The organism is Mesorhizobium sp. (genome assembly GCF_024509055.1).
GTDB lineage: Bacteria > Pseudomonadota > Alphaproteobacteria > Rhizobiales > Rhizobiaceae > Mesorhizobium.
Genome location: NZ_JANINM010000385.1, coordinates 70,228 through 94,313 on the forward strand (window position 1 = coordinate 70,228; position 24,086 = coordinate 94,313).

Here is a 24,086-nt window from a genome sequence, read left to right on the forward strand (position 1 = left end):
GTCGTGGGTCAAAGCAAGCCGATCGATATGAACTCGATACTGATCGTCGAGGATGAAGCTATCATCCGCTTCGAGCTGATCGACCTCTTCGAGGACGAGGGTTACCGCGTCTTCGAAGCCGAAAACGCCGATGAAGCCATCGCGATCATGAAGCGGAACAGCACCATTCGCATCGTGCTGACCGATATTGACATGCCCGGGTCGATGGATGGGCTGAAGCTCGCGCATTATCTCCGCGAACGCTATCCCCCGACCCTGCTGCTCATCGCATCCGGGCGAGTGTCGGTTCCAGAAAAGGATTTGCCGGACTACAGTGCTTTTCTGTCGAAGCCGTTCGATCCAGCGCGCCTTATGCGGACCATTGATCGGATGACGCGATAGCCGGAACGGCAACTTCAGAATCAAGCATTCGGTGCCAGCTTCCCGATTTGGATCGAATGACGGGAATCCCGCCGCGCCGATCGCGCTGACGGCCGACTGCGGGTTCCGCTTTCCCAAAAACCTGTTCCCGATTGCCTCTTCTCAAAATGCCATGCCGGAACGGAGAAATGGGAAAGCGGAAATGCCATGGGACCGAACGAAGGAGGCCCGCCAGCGGCGGGCCTTGAAGTTCCTTTGACGATGAGGGGAGGCTATCGCTCACATTCTCAAAGCCGGAAAAACCAATGTAGCGGCACTACAGATTTTAGAATCCGCCTTTGATAAGGCGTTGTATCCTTGCAACCTCCTGCGCCGCTTCAAGCGCCGCTCTCATGGTCGGACTGCCTTGCAACTCTCGCATTGCCCGCATCGTCGGACTGTCGTGCAGTTCGCGCATCGCTCGCATAGTCGGATCATCGTAAAGGGTGCGCGCGGCGCGCATCGCCGGCGAGTCATAGACCTCACGCATGGCTTTCATGCCCGGCTCGTCATACGCCGCCCGCAAGGCTGCGGAGGTCGAGTTCTCCCAAGTTCCGGTTCCCAGCATACCAGACACCTTCCTCTGCGCTTCGGCAATCTGACGCACCATTCGCGGTGAATAGGAGGGAGCGACACGACGCGCCGACATCGACGCGACAGATCGACGGTCCTGTGCCGCAGCCAGATGCTTGTCGCGGCCGGTCTGCCACTTCACCTGCAACCGCCGGACGGTTGCGGCATCGGGATTGCCGAGAACCTGTCGAATGGCTGGCGTGACTTTCAACCTCGGATCGGCCGCCATCAGGTCGGCCACCTTATTGAGGGTGGGGGTGTCATCCTTTCCCGTCCCGATCGGCCGTCCGCGGCCCCGCTTACTGCTGTTCATCATGGTCATCCTTCATCTTGCTGCGGCTAAAATGACCAAGAAATCAGCACGTTCAAGTGAGAAGAAATAAAGTCGAAAAGCGAGGATAAATAGGCCGTTAGACTACGAGTGCTTCTTCTGCAGCGAGGATAAATGCCAACATTATCCTCGCTGCCTTCAAGGCCGCCCCCGCAGCCCTCCAGACGCCTGACTGAACACCACCAGCCTCTCCGGCTCGGCCGCGAACCAAGCGTAGCTTCCCCATGCGAGGCTATCGACCGTCTTCTTGAACGGCCCGGCGCTGCGATCGAGAAACGCCGTCACGAACGCAACATGCTCGGCAGGGAAGCCCGTCTCGGTGACCAACGCCTCCAGCGCCTCCTTGCGACGTTCGCTGATCGGGCCATCGGTCGCGACCACCTCCACGAACACCAGCAACGGATGCGTCGGCCCAAGGTCGACGAGGATTGTGTCGGGCAGGTTCCGATCTGCCTGAATGGTAAGACCGATCGACCGCGCCAGCTCGTCGTCGCGTGCGACCACCTTGTTGCCGCTCTCGCTGAGGAACAAGACGGCAGGATCGGCAAGGAAGGCGGGGGCGAACACCTCAACCACCGCCTTGGTGATCTCCGAGCTGGGGCCGGGCTTCATCCGGCGTGTCTCGCCGTTCGGAAAGGTGACCAGCACCTGGTCAGCACTGACGCCGGCACCACGGCGAACAATCGCCAGCCGGGCGAGGGCTCCCTTGTTCAACGCCTCGGCCTGCCACGCCGCGATCCGGGTCTGCAGCACTTCGCCGGCGAGGTCCGGGTCGAACAAAGCGGCGAAGCCCGCCTTCAGCGCATAACGCGGCTTGCTCGACGTGGTGGCAAGGTCGGTGCGCTCGGTTACCGCGCCGATCGCCACTAGCCCCTCGCGCAGCGTCTCGTCGCGGATCGGCTCGCGAGTGTTATCCTGATACCAGCGCCGGCCAGTGATCTGGCTGCCGGTGCGCAGGACGCCCGTCGCATAGCTGGCCCGGTCCAAGGCGTCGGTACGCGCCGCCTGTTCGTCAGTCATGCGATAGACGTGCTTGGGACCGAGATACGTCCCGCTGCCCTCAACCGCATCGATATATAGGGCGACGAACACCGTGCTCGCCGCCAGCATCCGGGTCAGATAAGCGCGATTGGGCGCTCCATCGGGGAAGATCTCCTGCAGCCGGGCATGAACCTCCTCACGGGTCAGCAGCGGCGTCATGGGGCGACCTGCCCATAGAGGCGCGCCAGTTCGTCCTCGATGGCGACACCGCGGCAGACCAGTGCCTCCACCTTTTTCATCGCGGCGGGTGAGGGCAGGGGCAAAGCTTCCATCTCGAACGCCGATACCGCGACACTGCCGTTAATGCAGCGGAAGAGCTGGTCGACGATCGCGCTGTTCAACACTGCCGCGACCGTTGCCGGCGACACCGCCGGTCGCGCGCATGGCCTGACCATGTTCAGATGGTTCTCGACCACCACGCCGCCATGCTGCGCGATAAAGTCCGCCGGCAGCTCGGCCGCGATCAGGCGGCGCGCCTGCTCCTTCGCGGTGGTACGCTGGACCAGAACGCACGCCTCCTCGACCAGCAGCCAGGCGTCGCCACGCTCGATCTTGAAATAGGGCGCGTGATTGCGCTTCTCGGCCCGGAACGCGAAGCGACCGTCCGCCGACACCGCCTCCGCCCAGATCAGCGGATGTGCCCCGCGTGCGGGGCGGAGCCGCATCTGGTCCTTGTAGCGGTTCCACACCAGCGGCCCCGTCGAGACGCGGTAGCCCCAGTCGGCAAGCCGCGCTGGCATTGTCTCGGCCTTGGCGATCAGGGCGCTGTGCCGCGGCTCGCGCGGCGCCAGCCACGGTTGCGAGGCGGGGGAGGGCAGGCCGATCGTACCGTTGCGGATGACACGGGCCTCGCGCTCGTTCGCAACCTCGACATAATGAACCTGGGCGCGGCCGGGCTTGGCGCCCCGCTTGTAGGCCGCCAGCAATGTCTCCTGAAGCACGTCCTCGAACACGCCGCGTCGGGCATGGACGAAATCGATCGCGACGGGTGGCGCCTCCTTGGCAATCAGCTCGCGCAGCGCGGAATAGTAATGCCCCGACAGGAAGCTGGTCGGCGTCAGATAGGCGATCGTCCCGCCCTTCTTCGTCCAGCGCACGGCAATATCCGTGAACACACCATAGAGATTGGCGTGACCGTAGAGGCCGCGTGCGAACCGCTGGCGTTGCTCGGGGGTGAGGGTGACGCGGCCATATGGAGGATTCCCGATCACCAAGTCGAAGCGGGCGCTGGGCGCCTCCTCCAGCGTGTCGGCGACGCGCACGATGATCGGGGCGGGGCGACCTGCAGCGGTGGTCACGTCCGCCAGCAGCAACTCGATCGCATTCTGCCCGAAACCGGCGGCATAGGGGTCCAACTCCAGCCCGGTCAGACGGGTGCCGATCTGCCGCAACACGATCGCCGGCTCGGTCGCGGGAAGCGCTGCGATCATCCGTTCGGCTGCAGGCAACAAGAACGCGCCCCCGCCGCTCGCCGGATCGAGTACGCGTGCACGGGTCCAGTCGATCCCCTGTTCCTCGGCCATATCGAGCAACCGGTTCGCCAGCGCCGGCGGGGTGTAGAATGCCCCCATCGCTCCGCGCTCCCTTGCCGCAAGTAGTGTCGTGTAGAGGCCGGTCAGGAAATAGACCGCCTCGGTGATCGGCAGCGGCGCGGCTTCGCGCCCAACGGCCTGCGCCAACTCGGCGACCGTGCGATCGAGCCGGCCATAGGGTGCGGCAAACGGTGGACTGAGGGTCGCATGGGGTCGAGCCTCAATGCGATAGGTGTCGATCGCAACGCGGGTGAACAGCGCGGCCATGTCTCGGCGTCGGGGTTCGGGCAGCGTCTCTGCCCAAGCTCGCGCAAGCTGGCGAGCGCGGGCCAGCTCGTAGCGTTGCGCGTCGAGGTCTGCAGGCAGGTCGCGGAGCAGGGCAGGGGCCAGGCTCATGCCGCGGCCGATTGGTTGCGGTGATCGCGAAGCACACGCTGCACGGTCGATCGTGAGACGCGGAACAGGCTGGCGAGCTGCGCCGGCGATCCTTGGCCGGATTCCGCTTTGGCAACAATCTCGGCCCGCTGCTGCCGGGTGAGGCTTGGCCGGCGACCCAGCAGGCGTCCAGCCTGGCGCGCGTGCGCCAGCCCGCTCATGGTGCGCTCGCGGATCATGGCGCGCTCGAACTCGGCGAATGCCCCCAGCGTCTGCGTCATCAATCGTCCTGCCGGCGTCGTCGTGTCCACGGCCTCGGTCAGCGATCGGAACCCGGCACCGGCTGCCGCGACTTCCTCCAGCGTGAATAGGAGGTCGCGCAGCGAACGGGACAGGCGATCGAGCTTCCACACCACCAATACGTCACCCCGCTGCAGGCTTTGGATCGCACGCGCCAATTCGGGCCGATCAGCCTGTCCGCCTGAGGCTTCCTCGCGGAGGATGGGATCGCACCCCGCCGCAGCGAGCGCGGCGACCTGTGCATCGAGGTCTTGATGATCGCCGCGGGACACCCGCGCATAGCCGATTTGCATGTCGCGTTCTGACACGGGATTTTGACACCTGTAAACCCGCGGAAATGCATGGATCGACCTGCAGTGTCACAACCGAACGTGGCTGTTGAAAATCTCGCGTTCGAATTGATGTTGCGCGATTAGGGCACTGAGCGCTCTTTCAGGCCCCATTCGGCTGGCGTGTGTTAAAAACCTATCGAACGATCCCGATTTGATGCGCCGGCCCGCCGGGGGGATGGCCGGGCCGGCGCCTGCAGCTGGCTTAGCGACGGGGGAGCTTTGCCAGGGCAGCCTTGTAAGCCGCGTAATGCGTGCCTTCGTCGACCGCGATCTGGCGGAACATCTGCGCCACCTTGGTGTCGCCGGCCGCCTCCGCCTCTTTGGCGAAATTCACGTACATCGTGACATTCTCGTAGTGCTCACCCTTCATGGCGTCCTCGAGATTCACATTGTTGGTGCTGCCGAGCCGCAGCGCTTGCGCTTCACGATCGAAGTGCTCGTTGGCTTCGACGTTGGCTGACGCGCGGAAGAGCTTGGCGAGTTCGGGTTTTCCCGCCGCCTGCGCCTGGTCGGCGTACCGCAGATACTTCAGGTTGGCATAGGCCTCCCCATGCATCGCGGCCTCGAGGTTCGCCCGCGTGCTGGCGGCGAGCGGGCGGGTCGGCTCCGACGGCGCGGCGGTCACGCTGACGGCGAAAATGGTCGCGGCACCGGCGGCAGCGACGATCAAGGACTTCATCATGGTCGATACTCCATTGCCGCCGGAAATGCGGCTGCCCCGCTATCGAACCCGGTCCTGACGACGACCTGACAGGCCGATGGCCAGCGCATTTTTCGAGACGTGGGAAATACTCGCCGCGCTGTCAGGATTCGGTCAGGCGCTGCTGCGATCTTCCGGTCATCGAGGCTATCCCGCCTCTGACAGGAGCTCGTTCGATGATCCGATTCGCCCCCCTGAAGGTCGCAGGCTTTCTCGCCGCCATTGCAGCCGCGCCGATGGCGATGGCGGCACCCGTCTGCACGAAGGCACCACAGGCCAAATGGATGACGCCGGCACAGATGAAAAGCCGCGTCGCGAAGATGGGCTATCGCGACGTCAAGGTCTTTCAGGTGTCGGGCAGCTGCTACGAGATCTACGCCCACACCAAGGACGGCAAGCGCGCCGAGGTCTATTTCAACCCGGTGAACGGCGCGATCGTTCAGAACAACGTCGACTGACGATGAACCACGTCGCTCCAGCGGCTCCTTCCCGAGACCCTGTTCGCAACCGCGGCAGGGTCAAGGTCTGGGACCCGATCGTCCGCATCTTTCACTGGACCGTGGCAGGAGGTGTCATCGCCAACCTGACGTTCCTTCGGCACGAGGAGACGCCGCATATCTATGTCGGCTACGTCGTCGTCACGGCGCTGGCGGTCCGGCTGATCTGGGGCATCATCGGCCGGCGTCACGCACGGTTCGCCAGCTTCGTGCCCAGCCCAGTCGGGCTGCTGCGCTATTTCCGCGCGATGGCTGCCCGGCGCGAGCCGCGCTACATCGGTCACAACCCGGCCGGGGGCGCGATGATCGTCGTCCTCCTTGTCCTGCTGGCGACGGTGGGGACCAGCGGATGGATGATGGGGCTCGACCAATTCTGGGGTGTGGGCTGGGTCGAGACGTTGCACGAAACTGCCGCCAATGTTCTGATCGGCGCGGTAGCCCTGCATGTCATCGGTGCGATCGTCGAGAGCGTACGGCACCGGGAAAACCTGCCGCTGGCGATGGTCACTGGCTACAAACGTGCACCAACGGGGACCGACATCGACCATGCGCCTGCTGCTGATTGAAGACAACGTCCGGCTCGGTAGCCTGGTTCGCGACGGTCTGATCCCGCAGGGTTTCGCGGTCGATTGGGTCGAGACCGTCGAGGACGCCGAGCTGGCGATGAAGGTGGCGACATATGACCTGCTACTGGTCGACCTTGGCCTGCCCGACGGAGACGGCCTGGACATCGTCCGCCGCTCCCGTCGGGACAAGAATGCGACGCCGATCCTTGTCCTAACGGCGCGAGGTGGCCTCGACGACCGCGTGACCGGACTGGACGCGGGCGCTGACGACTATCTGGTGAAACCGTTCCAGATTCCCGAACTCGCTGCACGGTGCCGTGCCCTGCTGCGACGGCCCGGGGCGTCGCTCGGCACTCAGCTCGCCGCGGGCAACGTCGTACTCGATTGTGCCTCACGGTCGGCCGAGGTGGGCGGCGCGGCGATCGAGGCGACGCCGCGTGAAATTAACCTGCTTGAGGTTCTGCTCCGCCGCGCCGGACACGTCGTCGCCAAGCCGGCACTCGAGAATACGCTATATGCGATGGATGCGGAGGTAACGCCCAATGCGCTGGAAGCAGCGGTATCGCGGCTGCGCAAGCGACTGACCGCCGCCGGGGCGGACGTGCAGGTCCGCACCGTGCACGGCGTCGGCTATGCACTTTTTGCGCCGAGCGTATCCGGTGAGTAGGTCGGGCACCGTCCGGCCAAGGCGACGGCCCCCGACCCTGTTCCGACAGATCGCAGCGCGTCTGGCGGCGTTCACGCTGCTATTCGCGGCGCTCGACGTCGGGATCGTCGTCTTCACCTACAGTCGGCAGCCCGAATCTCTCGCGCAGGAACTGCTGACGCTCGAAGCCGCAAAGGCTCCGGCAGGTGGGGTTCTATCGCCGGATCTGCTGGCGGGGCCGCCGGGGGCCGAATCCTGGTCCGCGCGCTATGTCGAACCGGGATCGCCCGAACTCCGGCGGGTGGGTCAGGCCGGGATCGACGGTGCGTCGACCCTGGTCGACTGGACGCGGCGCGAACAGACTCCTCACGGCTATCGGATATCGGGCGTCCGCGCGATCGATCGTGGCAACGAGCGGCGATGGCTGGCGATGCAGTTCGAGGGCGACGGCATCCGTCCCTATGTGCCGGTGATCGTGAACGAGATCATTCAGCACGTTTTGCTACCGCTGATCCCGTTGTCGCTGTTGCTGCTACTGTTCAACGTCTTCGCCGTTCGGCGAGTACTCCAGCCGCTTCGCCATGCCGAGCGTGAAGTGGATGCGCTGGAACCCGACAACACTCTGCTTCGCCTTTCAGAGCCGAGTGAGCCGCGCGAGGTCAATACGCTCGTCAGTGCCGTCAACCGGGCGCTTGGCCGGCTCGATGCAGCGATGGCGACCCTGCGGGAGTTCACTGCCAATGCCGCGCACGAGTTGCGCACGCCGCTGTCGATCATGCAGCTGTCGCTCGACCAGCTCCCCGCAGGCAAGCAGCGGGACGAACTGCACGCGGATGCTCGGCACTTGACCCGTCTTGTCGAACAGATGCTCGATCTTGCCCAGGCCGACGCGCTGGCCGTCGATGGCCACCTTGCCATCGACCTCGCCGACATCGGCCGAGACGTCGTGGCCGCGATGGCGCCAAAGGTGTTTGCCGCGCAGCGCGATCTACGTTTCGAGAGCTTAGGCGACACGCAGGCGATCGGACATCCCGAAGCGATTTTCCGCATCTATCGCAACCTGATCGACAACGCGCTGTCACACGCGCCTGGCGTGACGCCCATCGACGTAACCGCGGGACCGGGTCCACAGCTGGCGGTCCGTGATTACGGGCCGGGGATTGCGGAGGTCGACCTTCTTCACGTTTTCGACCGCTTCTGGCGCAAGGATCGCCGCAGCTCTAACGGAGCGGGCCTCGGCCTTGGCATTGTGCAGCGGTTGACCGAAGCGCATAATGGAACGGTCAGCGTTGAAAACGCAGCAGGTGGTGGCGCTCTGTTTCGAGTTCAGCTCAAGGCCTGATTCCTAAATCATATGCGGCATTGCCTTGTCAGGTGTTCGTCAGGTTCGTGTCGCAACGCATCCAGCGTAGCGATACCACCCATGAACCGCCGGGCGGAGCCATATACAAACTAATTCCCGCCCAACCGGCAGCCTACTTGGTCCAGGATACTTTAGGAAAGCCAATGACGACCGACGCCATCGACCATGCTCCGGGTGAACATCATCTGGTCCACCGCACCGGCTGGCTTCGCGCCGCGGTACTTGGCGCTAATGACGGCATCATATCGGTATCCAGTCTCATTGTCGGTGTCGCAGCAGCCCCCGGTGCTTCTGCGAGCACTGTTCTTATCGCCGGTGTGGCGGCCCTGGTCGGAGGTGCTCTAGCAATGGCCGCCGGCGAATATGTTTCGGTGAGCTCACAGGCGGATACAGAAAAGGCCGATCTGGCACGGGAAGCCGCTGAGCTGAAGCGGTCACCTGCGGCTGAAACACGGGAATTGGCGGCGATCTATGAGAGCCGGGGGGTCGAACCACTCCTCGCTCATCGGGTTGCGGAGCAGATGATGGCGCATGATGCGCTTGGAGCACATCGCCGTGACGAGCTTGGCCTGGCCGATGACGGCGAATCACTGCCCCTGCAGGCAGCGGTGTCGTCTGCACTGGCGTTCGCCGCAGGGGCCATCCTGCCGGTGCTTGCAGCCCTAGCACCGCATGGCGCCGTCCTTTATGTAGTGCCGGTAACAGCGCTCGTATTGCTCGCCCTGCTGGGCGCGCTCGGTGCCAGGGCAGGAGGCGCCCCTGCTGGCCGAGCCATGCTCCGGGTGGTCTTGCTCGGTGCCCTCGCCATGGGGATGACAGCGCTGATCGGCGCTCTTACCGGCACCGTGGTCTAAAACTGGCCAGTATTTGAATTCATCGCCACCTACGTCATTCGCCGTGACCGAGCGCCTCCACAGGGTGTAAGGTGGAAGCGCCCGGAACCGACCACAGATCGATCACTCAGATGCTGGGGTAGCCGCCTTCGTCGAGTGATGCTCGATCCAGGCGTACAGGCTCGGGAGCAGCAGCAGCGTCAGGATCGTCGAAGTGATGATGCCGCCGATGACTACGGTAGCGAGCGGACGCTGCACTTCTGCACCTGCCCCTGTCGCTATTGCCATCGGAATGAAGCCGACAGAGGCAACGAGTGCTGTCGACAGCACGGGACGCAAGCGGTCGTGCGCACCCTGCCGAACAGCGTCCTCGACAGGTAGCGGATCGCCCTCCCGGCCATCACGCAAGCTGTTGATATGGTCAATCAGGACGAGGCCGTTAAGCATTGCGATACCCGACAGCGCAATGAAACCGATCGCAGCGGTAATCGAGAACGGCATGCCACGAAGCCATAAGGCCAGCACGCCGCCCGTCACCGCAAACGGTATTCCTGTATAGACAATTGCCGCCTCCCGGACGCTGCCAAGCGCTGCGTAGACCAACGCGAAGATCAGGATCAGTGCGGCGGGGACGACAATCGACAGACGCTTCTGCGCTGCTTCCAACTGATGATACTGGCCGCCGAACTCAATCCGGTAACCGGGAGGCAGCTTCACCTGCCCGTCAATCGCAGCCTTTGCCTTCTGGACATAGCCTTCGAGATCGCTGGTCGACAGGTTGACCATCAACGCGGCACGACGATTGGCGTCGTCGTGGAGGATGGGCTCGACGATCCTTGTTTCCTGAAGGCGCGCAACGCGAGACAGGGGGACCATCCCATAATCGCCGACGCGCAAGGGCAAGGCCAGGATCGCCGAGGGATCAGCGCGCAGGCTCTCGGGCATACGGATGACGATCATGTGGCGGGCAGGACCATGAGGGATGAAGCCGACTTCCGCTCCGGCCAGCGCGTCCCGTATCGCCTCGTTTACGGCCTGGGTGCCAAGGCCGAGGCGCAACAGTGCTGCGTGATCGAGTTGAACGACGATGCTCTTCGGGCGGCCAGCCGTTTCGAATGCGACGCCTGCCGTGCCAGGCAGCTTCTCAAGAATCGCCTTGGCCTTTGTCGCTGCCTTTTCCAACGTGTCGTAATCGTCGCCAAAGACCTTGACCGACACATCGGCTCGAACGCCCTCCAGCATCTCGTTGAAGCGCATCTCGATCGGTTGGGCGAACTCGAAGTGTTGGCCTTTGTAGACTTGCTGAGCCACCTTCTGGATGCCGGCGACAAGCTCCTGCTTCGTTGTGGGCATGCCGTCGCCGGTCGGCCAGTCCTTCATCGGGCCGTAGAAGATGTAGAGGTCGTTCTGGTCGGGCGGCATCGGATCGGTCGCGACCTCACTGGTGCCGATCCGCGAGAAGGTACGCGTGACCTGGGGATATGCGCGACGGATAGCGATCTCGGTCTGCTTCTCGATCGCCAGGCTCTGTTCGAGCGACATGCCGACCGGTCGGTACACCATCGCCGTGATCGCGCCCTCGTCGAGCCTGGGAGTGAATTGGGAGCCCAATGTCTTGAAGACGAGAAAGGTCGCCGCGAGCAGCGCAAGCGCGCCGATGGCGAGCAGGGCGGGATGGCCGAGCGCGCGTTCCAAAACCGGCGTGTAGGCACGTTCGGCGACGCCAACGAAGCCCTTGTGATGCTCCGTATCATCGCTGCCTGCCGGCGCGCGCAGGAGCCAGGCCGATAGCGCCGGGACAATCGTGAAGGTCCAGGCGAGCCCCGCAACGATCGCCAGCATCACCGCTTGAGCCATCGGCTGGAACAGCTTGCCCTCGACGCCACCGAGGCTGAGCACCGGGACGTAAACCAGCGCGATGATGGCGATGCCGAAGAACGTCGGGCGGGCAACCATGCGCGCAGCATGTGCGACCGTCTCCCGACGCTCTTCGCTGGTAAGGTCCTCACCCTTTTCACGCCGGCGAACGGCGAGAAGGCGCAAGCTGTTCTCGACCACCACGATCGCCCCGTCGACGATCAGGCCGAAGTCGAGCGCACCGAGGCTCATCAGATTTCCTGAGACGCCGATCGTCCGCATACCCGTTACGGTGACGAGGAAGGCGAGCGGAATGACGAGTGCCACGATCAATGCCGCGCGCCAATTGCCCAACACCAGGAGCAGGACAACGGCAACGAGAAGGGCACCTTCACCCAGATTGTGCTCGACAGTAGAAATCGTGCGTTCGACCAGGTCGGCACGGCTGTATTGACGATCGATCACCATACCCTTGGGAATCGCGGCCTGGATGCCGGGCAGTGCCTGTTCGACGGCGACAGCAGTTTCGCGACTGTTCTGCCCGACCAGCATCATGATTGTGCCAAGGACGGTTTCGCGGCCGTTTTGCGTCGCCGCGCCCTGACGTGGGGCCGATGAAATCACGACATCGGCAAGGTCGCGTACCTGTATTGGAAGTACGCCGGCTGCAAACTTCACGGGGATGGCGCCAATCTGCGTCGCGTTCATCACCCGCGCATCGGTCCGAACCGTGAAACGTTCCGCACCGCGGCGAATGATCCCGCCGCCAGCGTTCTCGACGTTCTTTGAAACAGCGGCCGCGAGCTCCCCCGCCGTAACACCGTGCATCGTCAACCGCACCGGATCCGGCTGGACGACGAACTGTTCCTCCAACCCGCCATTCGTGTTGACGTCAGCGACGCCGGGGACGGCACGCATCATGGGGCGGACGGTATATTCCTGAGCCTCGTACAGCTCCATAAGCTGGCGCTGCTGGTCCATCCCTGGTGGGGGACGGCGCCATTCAAGCGTGTAATAATAGATTTCCCCGAGACCGGTCGTGATGGGCGCCAGCTGCGGTGTACTGCCAGGCGGCAGCTGATTTTGGACGGCGGTCAGGCGTTCCGTAACGAGCTGGCGCGCTTTCAGCTGGTCGGTCCCGTCCTTGTAGAGAAGCGTGACCTGACTGAGGCCCGTCTTCGTCAGTGATCGCGTCTGGTCAAGACCGGGCTGCCCCCCCATCGCACGCTCGATCGGCTGCGTGACCAGCCGCTCGATCTCCTCCGGGGCCAGTGCCGGCACCTGCGTATTGATCTGGACCTGGACCCCCGTGATGTCGGGAATGGCATCGATCTGCAGGTTCGCAAACGACCATAGACCGATCGTCGCGACCAACGCGGTGACCAGGGCGACCGCGAGCCGGTGGTGGGTGACGTAGCGGAGCCAACTGTTCATCGCGCGAGCTGCGTCCCGCCATTGAGGGCGCGCAACTGCAGAAGCGCTTCCAACGCTTCACGTCGGGTGTCGAGCACTGCGTTTACGGCGTCCATGTAGCTTTGCTGCATCTGGGTGTACGTCGTCAGTGGGATCGCGCCGAGCCGATAATTCCGGTCAGCGTCGGCAGCGGCTTCCGCGAAGCGCTTGGGGCTCTCGCCGTCCCATTTCGTCAGCGCCTCACGTTTCGCTTCATATTGAGCAGCTTGATCAAATACGTCGCGCTGAATTCGCCGCTCGGCGTTGATCAGCGTTGCATTAGCCTGCGCTTGTCTACCCTGCTCGATTGCGACGTCGCCCGCCTGCCGATTCCACAAGGGGAGTGTGGTCGACAAGCGGACGCCATAATTCGTTTCGCGAATGTCCGATCGCGCACGGTCGAAGTAGGGGCCAACGCTGATGATCGGGATACGCGCTTTCTTCGCCAGATCGACACGCAGTCCCTGCTGCTCGAACTGGGCGCGCAGCGACTTCAGTTCGAAGTTATTCTGCGCGGCGTTCGCGGCCAGAAGCGGGCCCGCGGGAAGTGCCGGGAGCGACATATCCGGACGAACGATGCGAATACGCGCAGCGAAGGGCGCTCCGCGTAGCTGATTCAGTTCGTAAAGGAATGAGTTCGCTTCGGCATCGGCCATCGCCGCTGACCGCTCTGCGCTGATCGCGCTGGCAACCAACGATGCCGCCTCGAGCTGCGGCGAGGGACCGGCGGGATCACGTGAAACGATGACACGGGCGAGCGTGCGCATCCGCCCCGCCACCTCACGCGCGGCGGCAGCCTTCTCGTCTGCCGCAAACAATCCATAGCCGATCGATCGGGCGCGTGCGGCGAGTGTTGCGTCGAATTGCTGCAAACCGATACGGGCGAGTGAAACCTGACGATCGGCAATCGCACGCCGCAATGCGATCCGGCCGCCGAACTCGATCGGCTGGACCACCGACACGGCATATGTCCGTCCCTCACCGGTTACCGCATTGTTGGCGAGGTTCTGCGCACGCCGCTGGCCGAACTCGACCACAGCCTCCGGATCGGCCCAGCGTCCGGCCGCGTTCCGCTCGACGCCGGCGGTTTCGATCTGCCGCTGATAGAATTGCCGCTCGGGATTGTTCGCGATGACATCCTGGACCAAGGCATCGAGCGTAATCGAATTCGTCGTCTGGGCAGCCGCGGGGGTGGCTGCGATCAAAACCGAGCCGGCCAGAGCCAAGGCGCGCATAGTGGTCTCCCATGCCTACACCGAGGCAACGTCAATCGGGTTGGGTTCGACAGACGACTAATTTTGGGTCGATGGAATTACAATGCTGCTCCGCGTGCGAAGGCGTACCGTCATCCAGGCTCTTGCAAGCGCTGTAGGGGGCACTCCCTGACAGACTCTCGACGTCCACCCAGCCGCCCACAGAGGTCTAATCGCGAAAACGTAGATCTTCCAGTTACCTAACGTTGGCTGTAGCCGCTTTGGATAGTAGGAAACAGCTATTTGCACTAGTGACGATTAGGTCAGCCATTCATCCTCATAAGCATTCAAAACTAAACCCGATTTTAGAATCTCGGTGCCCCCAAACTCTTTCACCTCAATATCCTCCGGGTTAGGCCGGGAAAAAATCCGAAGCGAAAGGGTATGGCGATGCCGAAATTTTTCAAAACAATGACATCCATTGGTTTGCCGCTGCTGGCCATCGGAACCCCGGCGCTCGCCCAGTTGCCGTTGACGAAGCCGACGCCGATGGCCAAGCCTCTAGCGCCTACGCCAAAGACCGCTGAAGATCGGGTCACGGGAAAGACCAACCAGGAGTGGTGGCCGGATCGGCTCGACCTCACGGCTCTCCGTCGTAACGAACAGCGCAGCAACCCCTATCAAAATTTTGATTACGCCGCTGAATTCTCGAAACTCGATCTGACGGCCGTCAAGGCCGACATTGCCAAGCTGCTGACGACGTCGCAACCATGGTGGCCGGCCGACTACGGCACCTACGCGCCCTTCTTCATTCGCATGACGTGGCATAATGCCGGCACCTATCGTGCGGCTGATGGACGTGGTGGCGAGGATGGTGCGCAGCAGCGGTTCGAACCGCTATCGAGCTGGCCCGATAACGCCAATCTCGACAAAGCGCGACGGCTGCTCTGGCCGATCAAGCAGAAGTACGGCCGGGCGCTGTCCTGGGGCGATCTCATCGTTCTGACCGGAAATGTCGCTCTTGAGCAGATGGGCTTCAAGGTCATCGGATTCGGTGGCGGGCGACGCGACGACTGGGCCGCGGAAGAGATGTTCTGGGGTCCGGAACGCGAGATGCTCACGGTCGCGCGATACGACAAGGACGGCAAGCTCATCGAGCCGCTTGCAAACAGCACGCAGGGGCTGATCTACGTCAATCCCGAGGGTCACATGAAGGATCACGATCCGGTTCATGCGATCGACGATATTCGCCAGACGTTCTCGAACATGGGAATGGACGACCGCGAGACGGCACTGCTGATCGCGGGCGGACATACCATCGGAAAGGCGCACAGCGCGCACGATCAGAAAACGTGCCAAGGCAAGGAACCTGCTGCGGCCGATATGGCATCACAGGGCCTTGGCTGGCACAGCACCTGCGCGACCGGGGTGGGCAAGGACGCTATTACTTCGCCGTTGGAGGGCGCGTGGTCGCAGGACCCGACGCATTTCACTAACAATTACAACGAGAACCTGCTGAAATATAACTGGGTGAAGACCAAGAGCCCCGGCGGCGGCACGCAGTGGGAACCCGACGACAAGCGCGCACAGAATCTGGTGCCCGACGCGTTCGACAAGACGAAGCGCCATGCGCCGATGATGATGACGACGGACGTGTCGCTGAAGCTCGACCCGGCGTGGCTCGCGACGATCGAGCGCTATCGCGCGCATCCCGATCAGTTCAAAAGCGAGTTTGGCGACGTGTGGTTCAAGCTGACCCACCGCGACCTTGGCCCGAAATCTCGCTATCTGGGCAACGAGGTGCCGGCGCAGGATTTTATCTGGCAGGATCCCGTCCCCGCAGCCCCGACCAAGACGCTATCTACCAGCGACGTGGCAGACCTTGGTCGACAGATCATGGCATCAGGACTGACTGTCCCTCAGCTGGTACGTACCGCATGGGCCGCCGCGGCGAGTTTCCGCAATACAGATTGGCGCGGGGGTGCGAACGGCGGACGGTTGGCGCTCGCGCCGGAACGGACGTGGGCAGTCAACGATCCGCAGGAGCTAGCCGTCGTGCTGCCGAAACTCGAGGCGATCCGGGATCAGTATAACGGGCGCCACCGCGACCGGCCGGTCTCGCTGGCCGATCTGATCGTGCTGGGCGGCTCCGTCGCGGTGGAGAAGGCGGCAGCGGACGCTGGCACACCCGTAAAGATCCCCTTTATGGCCGGACGCACTGACGCGAGCCAGGAACAGACCGACGTCAAAAGTTTCAACTATCTGGAGCCGAAGGCTGATGGCTTCCGCAACTACTACCTGCCCGGCCAGCGTCTGACCGCACCCGAAGCGATGGTAGACAAAGCGAGCACCCTGGGTCTGACCACGAGTGAAATGACGGTGCTGATCGGTGGTATGCGCGCGCTCAACGCCAATGCCGGCGGGTCGAGTGCCGGTGTCCTGACCACGCGACCCGGCCTGCTTACCAACGACTTCTTTGTCAACCTGCTCGACATGAACACGGCGTGGGCCCCGATGGACGCCACCAACACCCGGTTTGTCGGCAAGGATCGCAACGGCGGCCAGATCCGCTGGTATGCGACTCCGGTCGATCTGTCGTTCGGTTACACCAGCGAGCTTCGAGCGGTTAGCGAAGTCTACGCAACCCGTGGGTCGCAACAGCAGTTTGTCAACGACTTCGCCGCGGCTTGGACAAAGGTGATGAACGCTGACCGATTTTGACATTGTGAGAAATAATTTGGCAGAGAATCATGCCGATAATCACTGACCAGAAAAAACATGTCTACTCGGTTCAACCGGCGAGATTCTTACTCGTAAGAGAGTTTACTCACGATTTCTACATAAATTATGTTGAATCATTTGATATAATATTTTAAAGTCTGATTGTTGAAATAAGCCAAGACCCAGTATCGAGCTGGCCACGCCTCCATACTGGGTCCAATTAAAGAATAAGTGAATCACCAAGCATTGATTTTTCAGCCGGTGTAAAGTACTGGTCAATATCGCCGCTGAGTGTCAGCCAGCGCACAGCTTTTTATCTCCGCCGAAGATTAGGCCCTTATGGTAAGGCGGCTTGCAAGAACACCACGGCCAGCCTACCGGTATAACCACCTGCTGGCCACCTCTCGTCTACCTCACCGAATGGGACGCGGAAGACGTCGGACGAGCAACCCGCTAGACAAATGAAGAAGCGACGCGCACCCGACGCTATTTGAACGCCGGGTGCGAACGATCGTCTGGCCTCAATAGTCGTCGTCGTAGCGCCACTGTTCCCGCTCGCGACGAACGCGCTCCCAGTAGAGCCGCCGCTGCTGCTCGGCACGCCAGCGCTGCAACTGCTGGCGCCGCTGCCATTCCTGCCAGCGATAGTCCCGCTGCTGGTATTGGTAATAGGGCTGATACTGGGGCGAGCGGTAGGCGTAGTATCCGTTGGACGAGTAATCGTCGTCGTAATCGTAGTCTTGGCCGCCATACCCGCCCGAGCCGAAGCTGAGGCTGAAGCCGCCGAAGGTCTGTGCCGACGCCGGCGCGGCGAGTGCGATCGTCGAAGCGGTAGCGATGCTCGCTGCCATCGCGAGCTTGCGAATGCTGAACATGATGCCTTCCTCTCTAACGACTGTCAGCGGCAGTCATTGCCACTGCGTTCGATGGCCCGGCCGGCCAGCGCACCGCCGCCAGCGCCGAGGATCAAGCCGGTCGTGCTCGGTTGGTCATAGGGGCCACCACGTCCGATCTCGCGACCAAGCAATGCACCCGCAATCGCTCCGACGATCGTACCAGTGGTGCCCGAACGGCAGCGCTGACCCTGATAGTAGGTGCGGCGCTCGGCATAGGCACCGCGATCGGCGTAATACGGGCCCTGATCGTACTGATAGCTCTCGTAGCCATTGCGTGCGTAACGCTGGTCATACTGATACTGTGCGCGGCGCTGCCGCTCGGAGCGTTGGATTTGGCGTTGCCGCAGTTGGTTCTGATAGCGCGCGTCCTGGTCATAGTCGTACCCATCGCCCTGATATTGCTGGCGATAGCCGTCACGGCCATAATAGTCCTGCGCCGAGGCTGGAGCCGCTGCAAAGCCCGCAACAGCAACGCTGGAAATGATAACGGCAGAAATTAACCTTTTGTCCATCGGAGTTGTCCTCGCGGGCGATCCGCTGTTATTCTAATGTCTGATCCGTGTTTTAGTGTTGCTGAATACAATCGTTATCGATCATTCATCTTCGTTCCTGCTGCATGGGTGAGCTACGATGCCTGTATGCGGCAGCTTCGAAAGGCTGCCTCTTGCGGAAACAGCTTCCCGAAACGAGCGAGTAATAGGACAGCGATCTATGCCAGATCGCCAGAAAAACGACCGGTTTTCTGGCGATTGCTGTTTTTGCCTCGTCCCCCCTGCCTTGTGGTCGGAATACCCGTTGCGGAAACCACCAGCACATTGCAGGGTGTCAGATATCTTTTCTGGCGGGGTGGCGATGCTCATCGGATATGTGAGGGTGTCCAAGGCTGACGGATCGCAGACGCTGGCACCGCAGCGCGATGCGCTGCTCGCCGCAGGCGTCGATGCCTCGCGCATTTATGAGGATCTCGCGTCGGGTCGTCATGATGCACGTCCCGGCCTGACTGCCTGTCTCAAGGCATTGCAGCCCGGCAATACACTGGTGCTCTGGAAACTGGATCGCCTCGGACGCGACCTGAGGCATTTGGTCATCACCGCCGAGGCGCTGCGTGAGCGCGGCATTGGGTTGAAGGTGCTGACCGGCGCCGGCGCGCAGATTGACACCACCACCGCCAACGGCCGCCTGGCCTTTGGCATCTTCGCCGCTTTTGCAGAGTTCGAGCGCGAGTTGATCGCCGAGCGCACACAGGCCGGCCTTGCCGCGGCACGCGCGCGGGGGCGCATGGGAGGGCGACCCCGCAAGATGGACAAGGCAACGCTGGCGATAGCGATGGCCGCCATGTCCGATCGCAACGCGATCGCAGCCGATGTCGCGCGCCGTCTCGGGATGACGACGACGACACTCTATATGTACGTGAACGGTGACGGCACGCCCAAGGCGCCGGGCCAGGCACTGCTCGACGGTGTGCCATACCGCAAAGAACGGCTGCAAGCCGCGTGATAGATCACGCCGCGCCTCAGCGATCAGGCATATCGTCGAGCAGGCGAGGCGATCACGTCGTGTTCAATCGACCGGGCCGAGATCGCAGTCGGCGTCAGCGCTGCGGGGACGCATACTCCCCGGCGCGGCTTGCCCGTCAGCCGCTGGGGTCGCGCCAGGACCATCAGATTCATCACCGCCGCGCCGATCAGGAACTCTTCTTCCGCTCCGCGGATACCGCGCAGGTGAAGCCGCCTCATGCCATGCTTACCCTTGGCGTCAGCGAAGAACCGTTCAACCCCGCGCCGCAACCGCATAGACCGCTTGTAGAGCCCGGTTTCCACTTCGGCTCTGGCAAGATCGCGGACGTCCTCATCGTCCAGCCGAACCAGGGTACGACGCCGCGCCGTCGTGCATTTCTTCCGAAGCACGCACGCCTCGCAGTCACGCGCATCGGCTGCATAACGGTGTACGCCGGTGGGCAGATGGAAGGCATGATGTCGGAGCGGCTTTCCGGTCGGACAGGTAAAGCTGTCAATGTCACGATCATAGCTGAAGGCCGTTCGCGGCAGCTTGCCCTTGGTCTGTTGCGTACGGTCGATTACCGGAATGTGCGGGATTGCGCCGTGATCCCTTACGAAGCCGAGGAAGTTGGCGCTGCCATAGGCTTTGTCGGCCGCAACCCGCTTGGGACGATAATCAAAGCGATCGGCCGATCGCTCGAGCATGACGCGCCCCGCATCAACTTCCTCCGCGAACCGAGCCGGTGTCGCCTTCACATCGAGAGCGACGCCACTCGGGGTGTCGACCAGCGCATTCAGGGCGTAGCCGAACCGGCCACGCACCGTTCGCGCCGACCAAGCCGCGGCAGGGTCCGTTCGAGAGACGCCTTGGCAGCTTTTCGAGCGCGCCATTTCAAAGACGGCATCTCCTGTGTCGTGCACCCACTCCCTAACCGCGCGCGACGCGTTGGCGACATACGGCAGGTAGCCAGGAACGGTCTTGCGCTGCCAGCTCGCATCCGCAGCTATGAACGATGCATCGATCGCGGCGTCTTTTCCGCCAATCAGTCCTTCACTGATGCAGCGTCGGACCGTGCTTTCGAACAGGATCCGGAACACGTCGGCATCGCGGAAACGACCGTGCCGGTTCTTGCTGAACGTCGAGTGGTGCGGAACCTTGTCTCCCGGCGCGAGACGGCAGAACCAGCGATAGGCCAGATTGTAGCGCAGCTCCTCACACAGGCGCCGTTCGGACGTGATCGCGTAAATGCGGCCGACCAAGGCCATGCGGATGAGGAGTTCGGGATCGATCGATGGCCGTCCCCTTGCGCTGTAGTGACCGGCCAGTGCCTGTCTCAACTCGCCGATGTCGAGACATCGATCGACGCGACGCAGCAGGTGGTCTGCGGGCAACATGGCTTCTATGGTGCGGCGGGACGCCCCTTCCCGCTTACCGCGACAGGCTGGTCCCATCATAGCGACGCTCCTTTCGGCAGGGGTGAAACGAAGGAGCAACCCGGCATGTCCGGCATTTTTCAACAGGCCCGACCGTTTCTGACGAGCCGGTCGGCCTGCCTACCCCGCAACGTAAATCTGCGGGCCGGACTTTGTCAAAACTGTTCTGGAAACCGACTTCGCAAAACGGTATGCTCCGCACTGGTTTGGAGAAGATCGGACGCCCATGCGGGTCGGCTATGCGAGGGTCAGCACCAGCGACCAGAACCCCGAGCTGCAACTCGACGCGCTGCGCCGCGCGGGCTGCGAGCGGGTGTTCACCGAGAAGGCGTCGGGTGCGCGCGATGACCGGCCCGAGCTGGCACGCATTTTGGAAGACGTGCTGCGTGCCGGCGACACGCTGGTTGTGTGGAAGCTCGACCGCCTCGCCCGTTCGCTCAAGAAGCTGATCGCCACGGCCGAAGAGCTGGAGCGCGAACAGATCGGGCTGGTGTCGCTGACCGAGAGCATCGACACGACCACGCCGGGCGGGATGCTCACCTTTCATGTGTTCGGCGCGATCGCGCAGTTCGAACGCGCCCTGATCCGCGAGCGGACCACCGCCGGGCTGGTGGAAGCGCGCCGGCAAGGCCGCAAGGGCGGGCGCCCATCGGTCATGCGCCCGAGCGACGTCACCGCGGCCCGCGCCATGATGAAGGAGGGCACGCTCCCGGTGCGCGACATCGCCAAGCGCATGGGCGTGTCGGTCGCCACCCTCTACCGCTATGCCGGCAAGCGCGGCAGCGGCGTACCCGCCAAGGAGCCTGTTGCAGCCCATGGCTGACCGGGCGAAGCGACCGCCCGGAGAGGCGCTGGTCGACCTTCGCCGACGATTGTCGCTGTTGCCGCCTCGCGATCCCGGTCGCACCGAGATCGTCGCGCGTGCGGCCGAGGCCTACGGCATCTCGATTTCGACGCTGTATCGGGCGCTGCGCGAGCTGAACCGGCCCCGGTCGGTGCGCCGGTCCGACCACGGTGCGACGCGGGTCGCGCCGCAAGCGGAGATGGAACGCTATGCCGAGATCGTCGCCGCGCTGAAGATCAGGACCACCAACAAGAAAGGTCGGCACGTCTCGACCGCCCGTGGCATCGAGTTTCTGGAAACCGATGGCGTCGAGACGCCGGAGGGTCTGGTCAAGGTCGCGCCCGGGCTGCTGAAGCGGGCGACCATCGACCGGCTGCTCCGCTCGTCGGGGCTGGACTATGCCCGCGTCACCCGCCCGCACGCGGCCGTCCGTTTCCAGGCACGGCGATCCAACGAGCTGTGGCACTTCGACATGAGCCCGTCCGACCTCAAGCAGGTCGAGGCACCGCTATGGATCGAACAGGGGCGCGGCAAACCCACGCTGATGCTGTTCTCGGCCGTCGATGACTGTTCGGGCGTGGTCTATCAGGAATATCGCAGCGTCTATGGCGAGGACGCCGAGTCTGCGCTGCGTTTCCTGTTCAACGCCTTCGCCGCCAAGCCCGAACCCGAGCTGCCGTTCCAGGGCCTGCCGGTCACGATCTACATGGACAACGGCCCGGTCAGCCGGTCGCGTGTGTTCCAGTCGGTGATGGGCAGCCTCGGCATTCGCGTCCTCACCCACCTTCCGCCCAGGCTGGACGACCGGCACACCGCGGCCCGTGCCAAGGGCAAGGTCGAGCGACCGTTCCGCACGGTGAAGGAGGTGCACGAGACGCTGTACCACTTCCACAAGCCGAAGGACGAGGCGGAAGCCAATCTGTGGATGCGCCGCGCGCTGGTCACCTACAACAATGGCGCCCATCGCTCTGAGCCGCACGCCCGGATCGAGCACTGGTTGCGGCATCTACCCGGCGAGGGCGTGCGCGCCATGTGCTCGTGGGAGCGGTTTTGCGCCTTCGCCCGCGAGCCCGAACGGCGCACCGTCGCCGGCGACGCGACCGTCTCGGTCGAGGGCGCTTCCTACGAGGTGGAGCCTGAACTCGCCGGCGAAACGGTGACGTTACTCTGGGGTCTGTTCGACCAGCAGCTCTTCGTGGAGCATGACGGAAAGCGGCACGGACCCTACGAGCCGTCGCGCGGGACGGTGCCCCTATACCGCTACCGCAAATACCAGAAGAGCCGCGCCGAGGAGCGGCTCGACAAGGTGGTCCGGCTCGCCGACCAGCTCGGGCTGCCCCGTGCGACCGTGACGGGCGGCGACCGCCCGCTGCCGTCACTGCCGCCCTCGGCCGCAGGCATCGCAGTCCGGCAGACCCCTTTTCCCGAACCGGTGGCCGAGACGGCATACCCGACCGGGCTCGCCGCCCGCCACGCCATCGTCGACCAGCTACGGCGACCGCTCGGCTCGCTGCCCGAGGCGGACCGCGCCTTCATCGACGCCCTGCTGGGCGAAACGCTCGACAAGACCATCATCGCCGACCGCATCAGCGAGCGGTTCCAGGCCAAACGGGGGACAAGCTGATGCTCGCCGACGTTCAATCCAGCTATGGGCTTGCCCGCCCGTTTCATGGGGCCGGCAATTTTGAGACGGAGCATCAGCGCAACCTCGTGCGTGAGGTCTGCGCGGCGGTGCAGACCGGCCGGCTCATCGTCGTCTCCGGCCTGGTCGGATCGGGCAAAACGCATCTCCTGCGCCGCATCGAGGACGAACTGGTCAGGGCCGGCAAGGTCGCCGTCGCCAAGTCACTTGCGGTCGACAAGCGCCGCACCTCGCTGCCGTCGCTGATCGAAGCGCTGTTCTACGACCTCTCGCCCGGCGACCGCGCCCAGGTGAAGATCCCCAAGCAGGCCGAGCGGCGCGAGCGTGACCTGCGCGACATCATGCGTAAAGGGAAACGCCCGGTCGTGCTGGTGGTCGACGAAGCGCACGACCTGCACCACAAGACGCTGACCGGCCTCAAGCGGCTCATGGAGGTGGTGGCCGATGCCGGCGTGCTGCTGTCGGTCCTGCTCGTCGGCCATCCCCGGCTGCGCAACGACCTGCGTCGTCCGCAAATGGAGGAGATCGGCTACCGCACCACTACGTTCGACTATGAAGGCATCGGTGCCGAGCGCCGCGACTATGTCGCCTGGCTGCTCGGCGCCTGCGCGGCCGAGGGCGTCAAAGTCGCCGACCTGATGGACGAGGATGCGATCGACCTCGTCGCCGAGCGCCTGCGCACCCCGCTCCAGATCGAGATGCACCTGACCCTCGCCTTCGAGCAGGGTTTCCGGCTTGCCGCCAAACCGGTCACGGCCGAAATCGTTGAGCAGGTGCTGTCGCGGGCAATCGACGACCTCGAACCCACGCTGACCCGCAACGGTTACGACGCCGGCGCACTCGCCAGCCAGCTCAACACCCGGCCGTCCGACGTGCGTGCGTTTCTCGCCGGAACGCTGGACACCGAACATACCCGCGAACTGACCGAGCGGCTCCGCGAAGCCGGGGTGCCGATATGATGCTATCGCCAGCACTTGCGCGACACCGATACCTTCTACAGGTGTGCTTCTGAGCGACTCTTTACCCGACCTTCGACGCGGGATGCCGGGTTTAATGCCCT

Annotated in this window: 21 protein-coding genes; 11 read left to right on the forward strand and 10 right to left on the reverse strand. The window is 63.3% G+C overall.

The window, feature by feature from the left end:
* Positions 1-3: 3 nt before the first annotated feature.
* Positions 4-381, forward strand: coding sequence for a response regulator (locus Q0L57_RS18955; protein WP_296744635.1), 378 nt, complete (start codon positions 4-6; stop codon positions 379-381).
* 304 nt (positions 382-685) lie between these two features.
* Here Q0L57_RS18955 and Q0L57_RS18960 read toward each other — a convergent pair whose 3' ends face one another.
* The 5 genes from Q0L57_RS18960 to Q0L57_RS18980 form a co-directional block, all read right to left on the reverse strand.
* Complete coding sequence (locus Q0L57_RS18960) at positions 686-1,294, reverse strand: hypothetical protein (protein ID WP_296744636.1); 609 nt, start codon at positions 1,292-1,294, stop codon at positions 686-688.
* Positions 1,295-1,441: 147 nt separating this feature from the next.
* Positions 1,442-2,503, reverse strand: coding sequence for a BsuBI/PstI family type II restriction endonuclease (locus tag Q0L57_RS18965; RefSeq protein WP_296744637.1), 1,062 nt, complete (start codon positions 2,501-2,503; stop codon positions 1,442-1,444).
* Complete coding sequence (locus Q0L57_RS18970) at positions 2,500-4,272, reverse strand: N-6 DNA methylase (protein WP_296744638.1); 1,773 nt, start codon at positions 4,270-4,272, stop codon at positions 2,500-2,502. Before Q0L57_RS18970 ends, Q0L57_RS18965 begins: the two co-directional genes overlap by 4 nt.
* Positions 4,269-4,844, reverse strand: a complete 576-nt coding sequence (locus Q0L57_RS18975; protein ID WP_296744639.1) for a recombinase family protein — start codon at positions 4,842-4,844, stop codon at positions 4,269-4,271. The genes Q0L57_RS18970 and Q0L57_RS18975 overlap by 4 nt, the downstream gene beginning before the upstream one ends.
* 241 nt (positions 4,845-5,085) lie before the next feature.
* Entirely contained in the window at positions 5,086-5,562 is a 477-nt protein-coding gene (locus tag Q0L57_RS18980) for an acyl-ACP desaturase (RefSeq protein ID WP_018251177.1), read from the reverse strand.
* A 197-nt stretch (positions 5,563-5,759) separates the two neighbouring features.
* Here Q0L57_RS18980 and Q0L57_RS18985 point away from each other — a divergent pair, with 197 nt between their 5' ends.
* From Q0L57_RS18985 to Q0L57_RS19005, 5 genes are all read left to right on the forward strand, one after another.
* Positions 5,760-6,041 (forward strand): PepSY domain-containing protein, encoded by a 282-nt coding sequence (locus Q0L57_RS18985; protein ID WP_018251178.1) that lies wholly within the window; start codon positions 5,760-5,762, stop codon positions 6,039-6,041.
* 2 nt (positions 6,042-6,043) lie between these two features.
* Positions 6,044-6,646, forward strand: a complete 603-nt coding sequence (locus Q0L57_RS18990; protein WP_043060773.1) for a cytochrome b/b6 domain-containing protein — start codon at positions 6,044-6,046, stop codon at positions 6,644-6,646.
* Positions 6,627-7,313, forward strand: coding sequence for a response regulator transcription factor (locus tag Q0L57_RS18995; protein WP_026189132.1), 687 nt, complete (start codon positions 6,627-6,629; stop codon positions 7,311-7,313). The genes Q0L57_RS18990 and Q0L57_RS18995 overlap by 20 nt, the downstream gene beginning before the upstream one ends.
* Positions 7,306-8,634, forward strand: coding sequence for a HAMP domain-containing sensor histidine kinase (locus tag Q0L57_RS19000; protein ID WP_018251181.1), 1,329 nt, complete (start codon positions 7,306-7,308; stop codon positions 8,632-8,634). The genes Q0L57_RS18995 and Q0L57_RS19000 overlap by 8 nt, the downstream gene beginning before the upstream one ends.
* A gap of 164 nt (positions 8,635-8,798) precedes the next feature.
* On the forward strand, positions 8,799-9,509 hold the full coding sequence (locus Q0L57_RS19005) for a VIT family protein (RefSeq protein ID WP_018251182.1): 711 nt from the start codon (positions 8,799-8,801) through the stop codon (positions 9,507-9,509).
* A gap of 102 nt (positions 9,510-9,611) precedes the next feature.
* Here Q0L57_RS19005 and Q0L57_RS19010 read toward each other — a convergent pair whose 3' ends face one another.
* Positions 9,612-12,779: a CusA/CzcA family heavy metal efflux RND transporter gene (locus Q0L57_RS19010; protein ID WP_018251183.1), complete on the reverse strand. Its 3,168-nt coding sequence runs from the start codon at positions 12,777-12,779 to the stop codon at positions 9,612-9,614.
* Positions 12,776-14,032, reverse strand: coding sequence for a TolC family protein (locus tag Q0L57_RS19015; protein ID WP_018251184.1), 1,257 nt, complete (start codon positions 14,030-14,032; stop codon positions 12,776-12,778). The genes Q0L57_RS19010 and Q0L57_RS19015 overlap by 4 nt, the downstream gene beginning before the upstream one ends.
* A gap of 408 nt (positions 14,033-14,440) precedes the next feature.
* Between Q0L57_RS19015 and katG the strand changes: the two genes are divergently transcribed.
* Positions 14,441-16,711, forward strand: a complete 2,271-nt coding sequence (katG, locus tag Q0L57_RS19020; protein WP_231376779.1) for a catalase/peroxidase HPI — start codon at positions 14,441-14,443, stop codon at positions 16,709-16,711.
* A gap of 521 nt (positions 16,712-17,232) precedes the next feature.
* Here katG and Q0L57_RS19025 read toward each other — a convergent pair.
* Both Q0L57_RS19025 and Q0L57_RS19030 read right to left on the reverse strand, forming a co-directional pair.
* A complete protein-coding gene (locus Q0L57_RS19025; RefSeq protein WP_018251186.1) occupies positions 17,233-17,586 on the reverse strand; it encodes a hypothetical protein in 354 nt (117 codons plus the stop codon).
* Between the two features lie 23 nt (positions 17,587-17,609).
* The gene (locus Q0L57_RS19030; protein WP_018251187.1) at positions 17,610-18,119 is read right to left on the reverse strand and encodes a hypothetical protein; all 510 of its coding nucleotides are present in this window, start codon (positions 18,117-18,119) and stop codon (positions 17,610-17,612) included.
* Between the two features lie 340 nt (positions 18,120-18,459).
* Between Q0L57_RS19030 and Q0L57_RS19035 the strand changes: the two genes are divergently transcribed.
* Positions 18,460-19,104, forward strand: coding sequence for a recombinase family protein (locus Q0L57_RS19035; protein WP_038069700.1), 645 nt, complete (start codon positions 18,460-18,462; stop codon positions 19,102-19,104).
* 23 nt (positions 19,105-19,127) lie between these two features.
* On the opposite strand, the gene Q0L57_RS19040 is transcribed toward Q0L57_RS19035, so the two are convergent.
* Entirely contained in the window at positions 19,128-20,561 is a 1,434-nt protein-coding gene (locus Q0L57_RS19040) for a transposase (protein ID WP_232834220.1), read from the reverse strand.
* 205 nt (positions 20,562-20,766) lie between these two features.
* Here Q0L57_RS19040 and Q0L57_RS19045 point away from each other — a divergent pair, with 205 nt between their 5' ends.
* From Q0L57_RS19045 to Q0L57_RS19055, 3 genes are read left to right on the forward strand one after another with little or no spacing between them, the layout of a single operon-like run.
* On the forward strand, positions 20,767-21,363 hold the full coding sequence (locus Q0L57_RS19045) for a recombinase family protein (protein ID WP_043061477.1): 597 nt from the start codon (positions 20,767-20,769) through the stop codon (positions 21,361-21,363).
* Positions 21,356-23,008 carry an IS481 family transposase gene (locus tag Q0L57_RS19050; protein ID WP_043061476.1) on the forward strand — a complete coding sequence of 551 codons (1,653 nt, stop codon included), beginning with the start codon at positions 21,356-21,358 and terminating at the stop codon, positions 23,006-23,008. The genes Q0L57_RS19045 and Q0L57_RS19050 overlap by 8 nt, the downstream gene beginning before the upstream one ends.
* The gene (locus Q0L57_RS19055; protein ID WP_043061475.1) at positions 23,008-23,985 is read left to right on the forward strand and encodes an AAA family ATPase; all 978 of its coding nucleotides are present in this window, start codon (positions 23,008-23,010) and stop codon (positions 23,983-23,985) included. Before Q0L57_RS19050 ends, Q0L57_RS19055 begins: the two co-directional genes overlap by 1 nt.
* Positions 23,986-24,086: the final 101 nt, after the last annotated feature.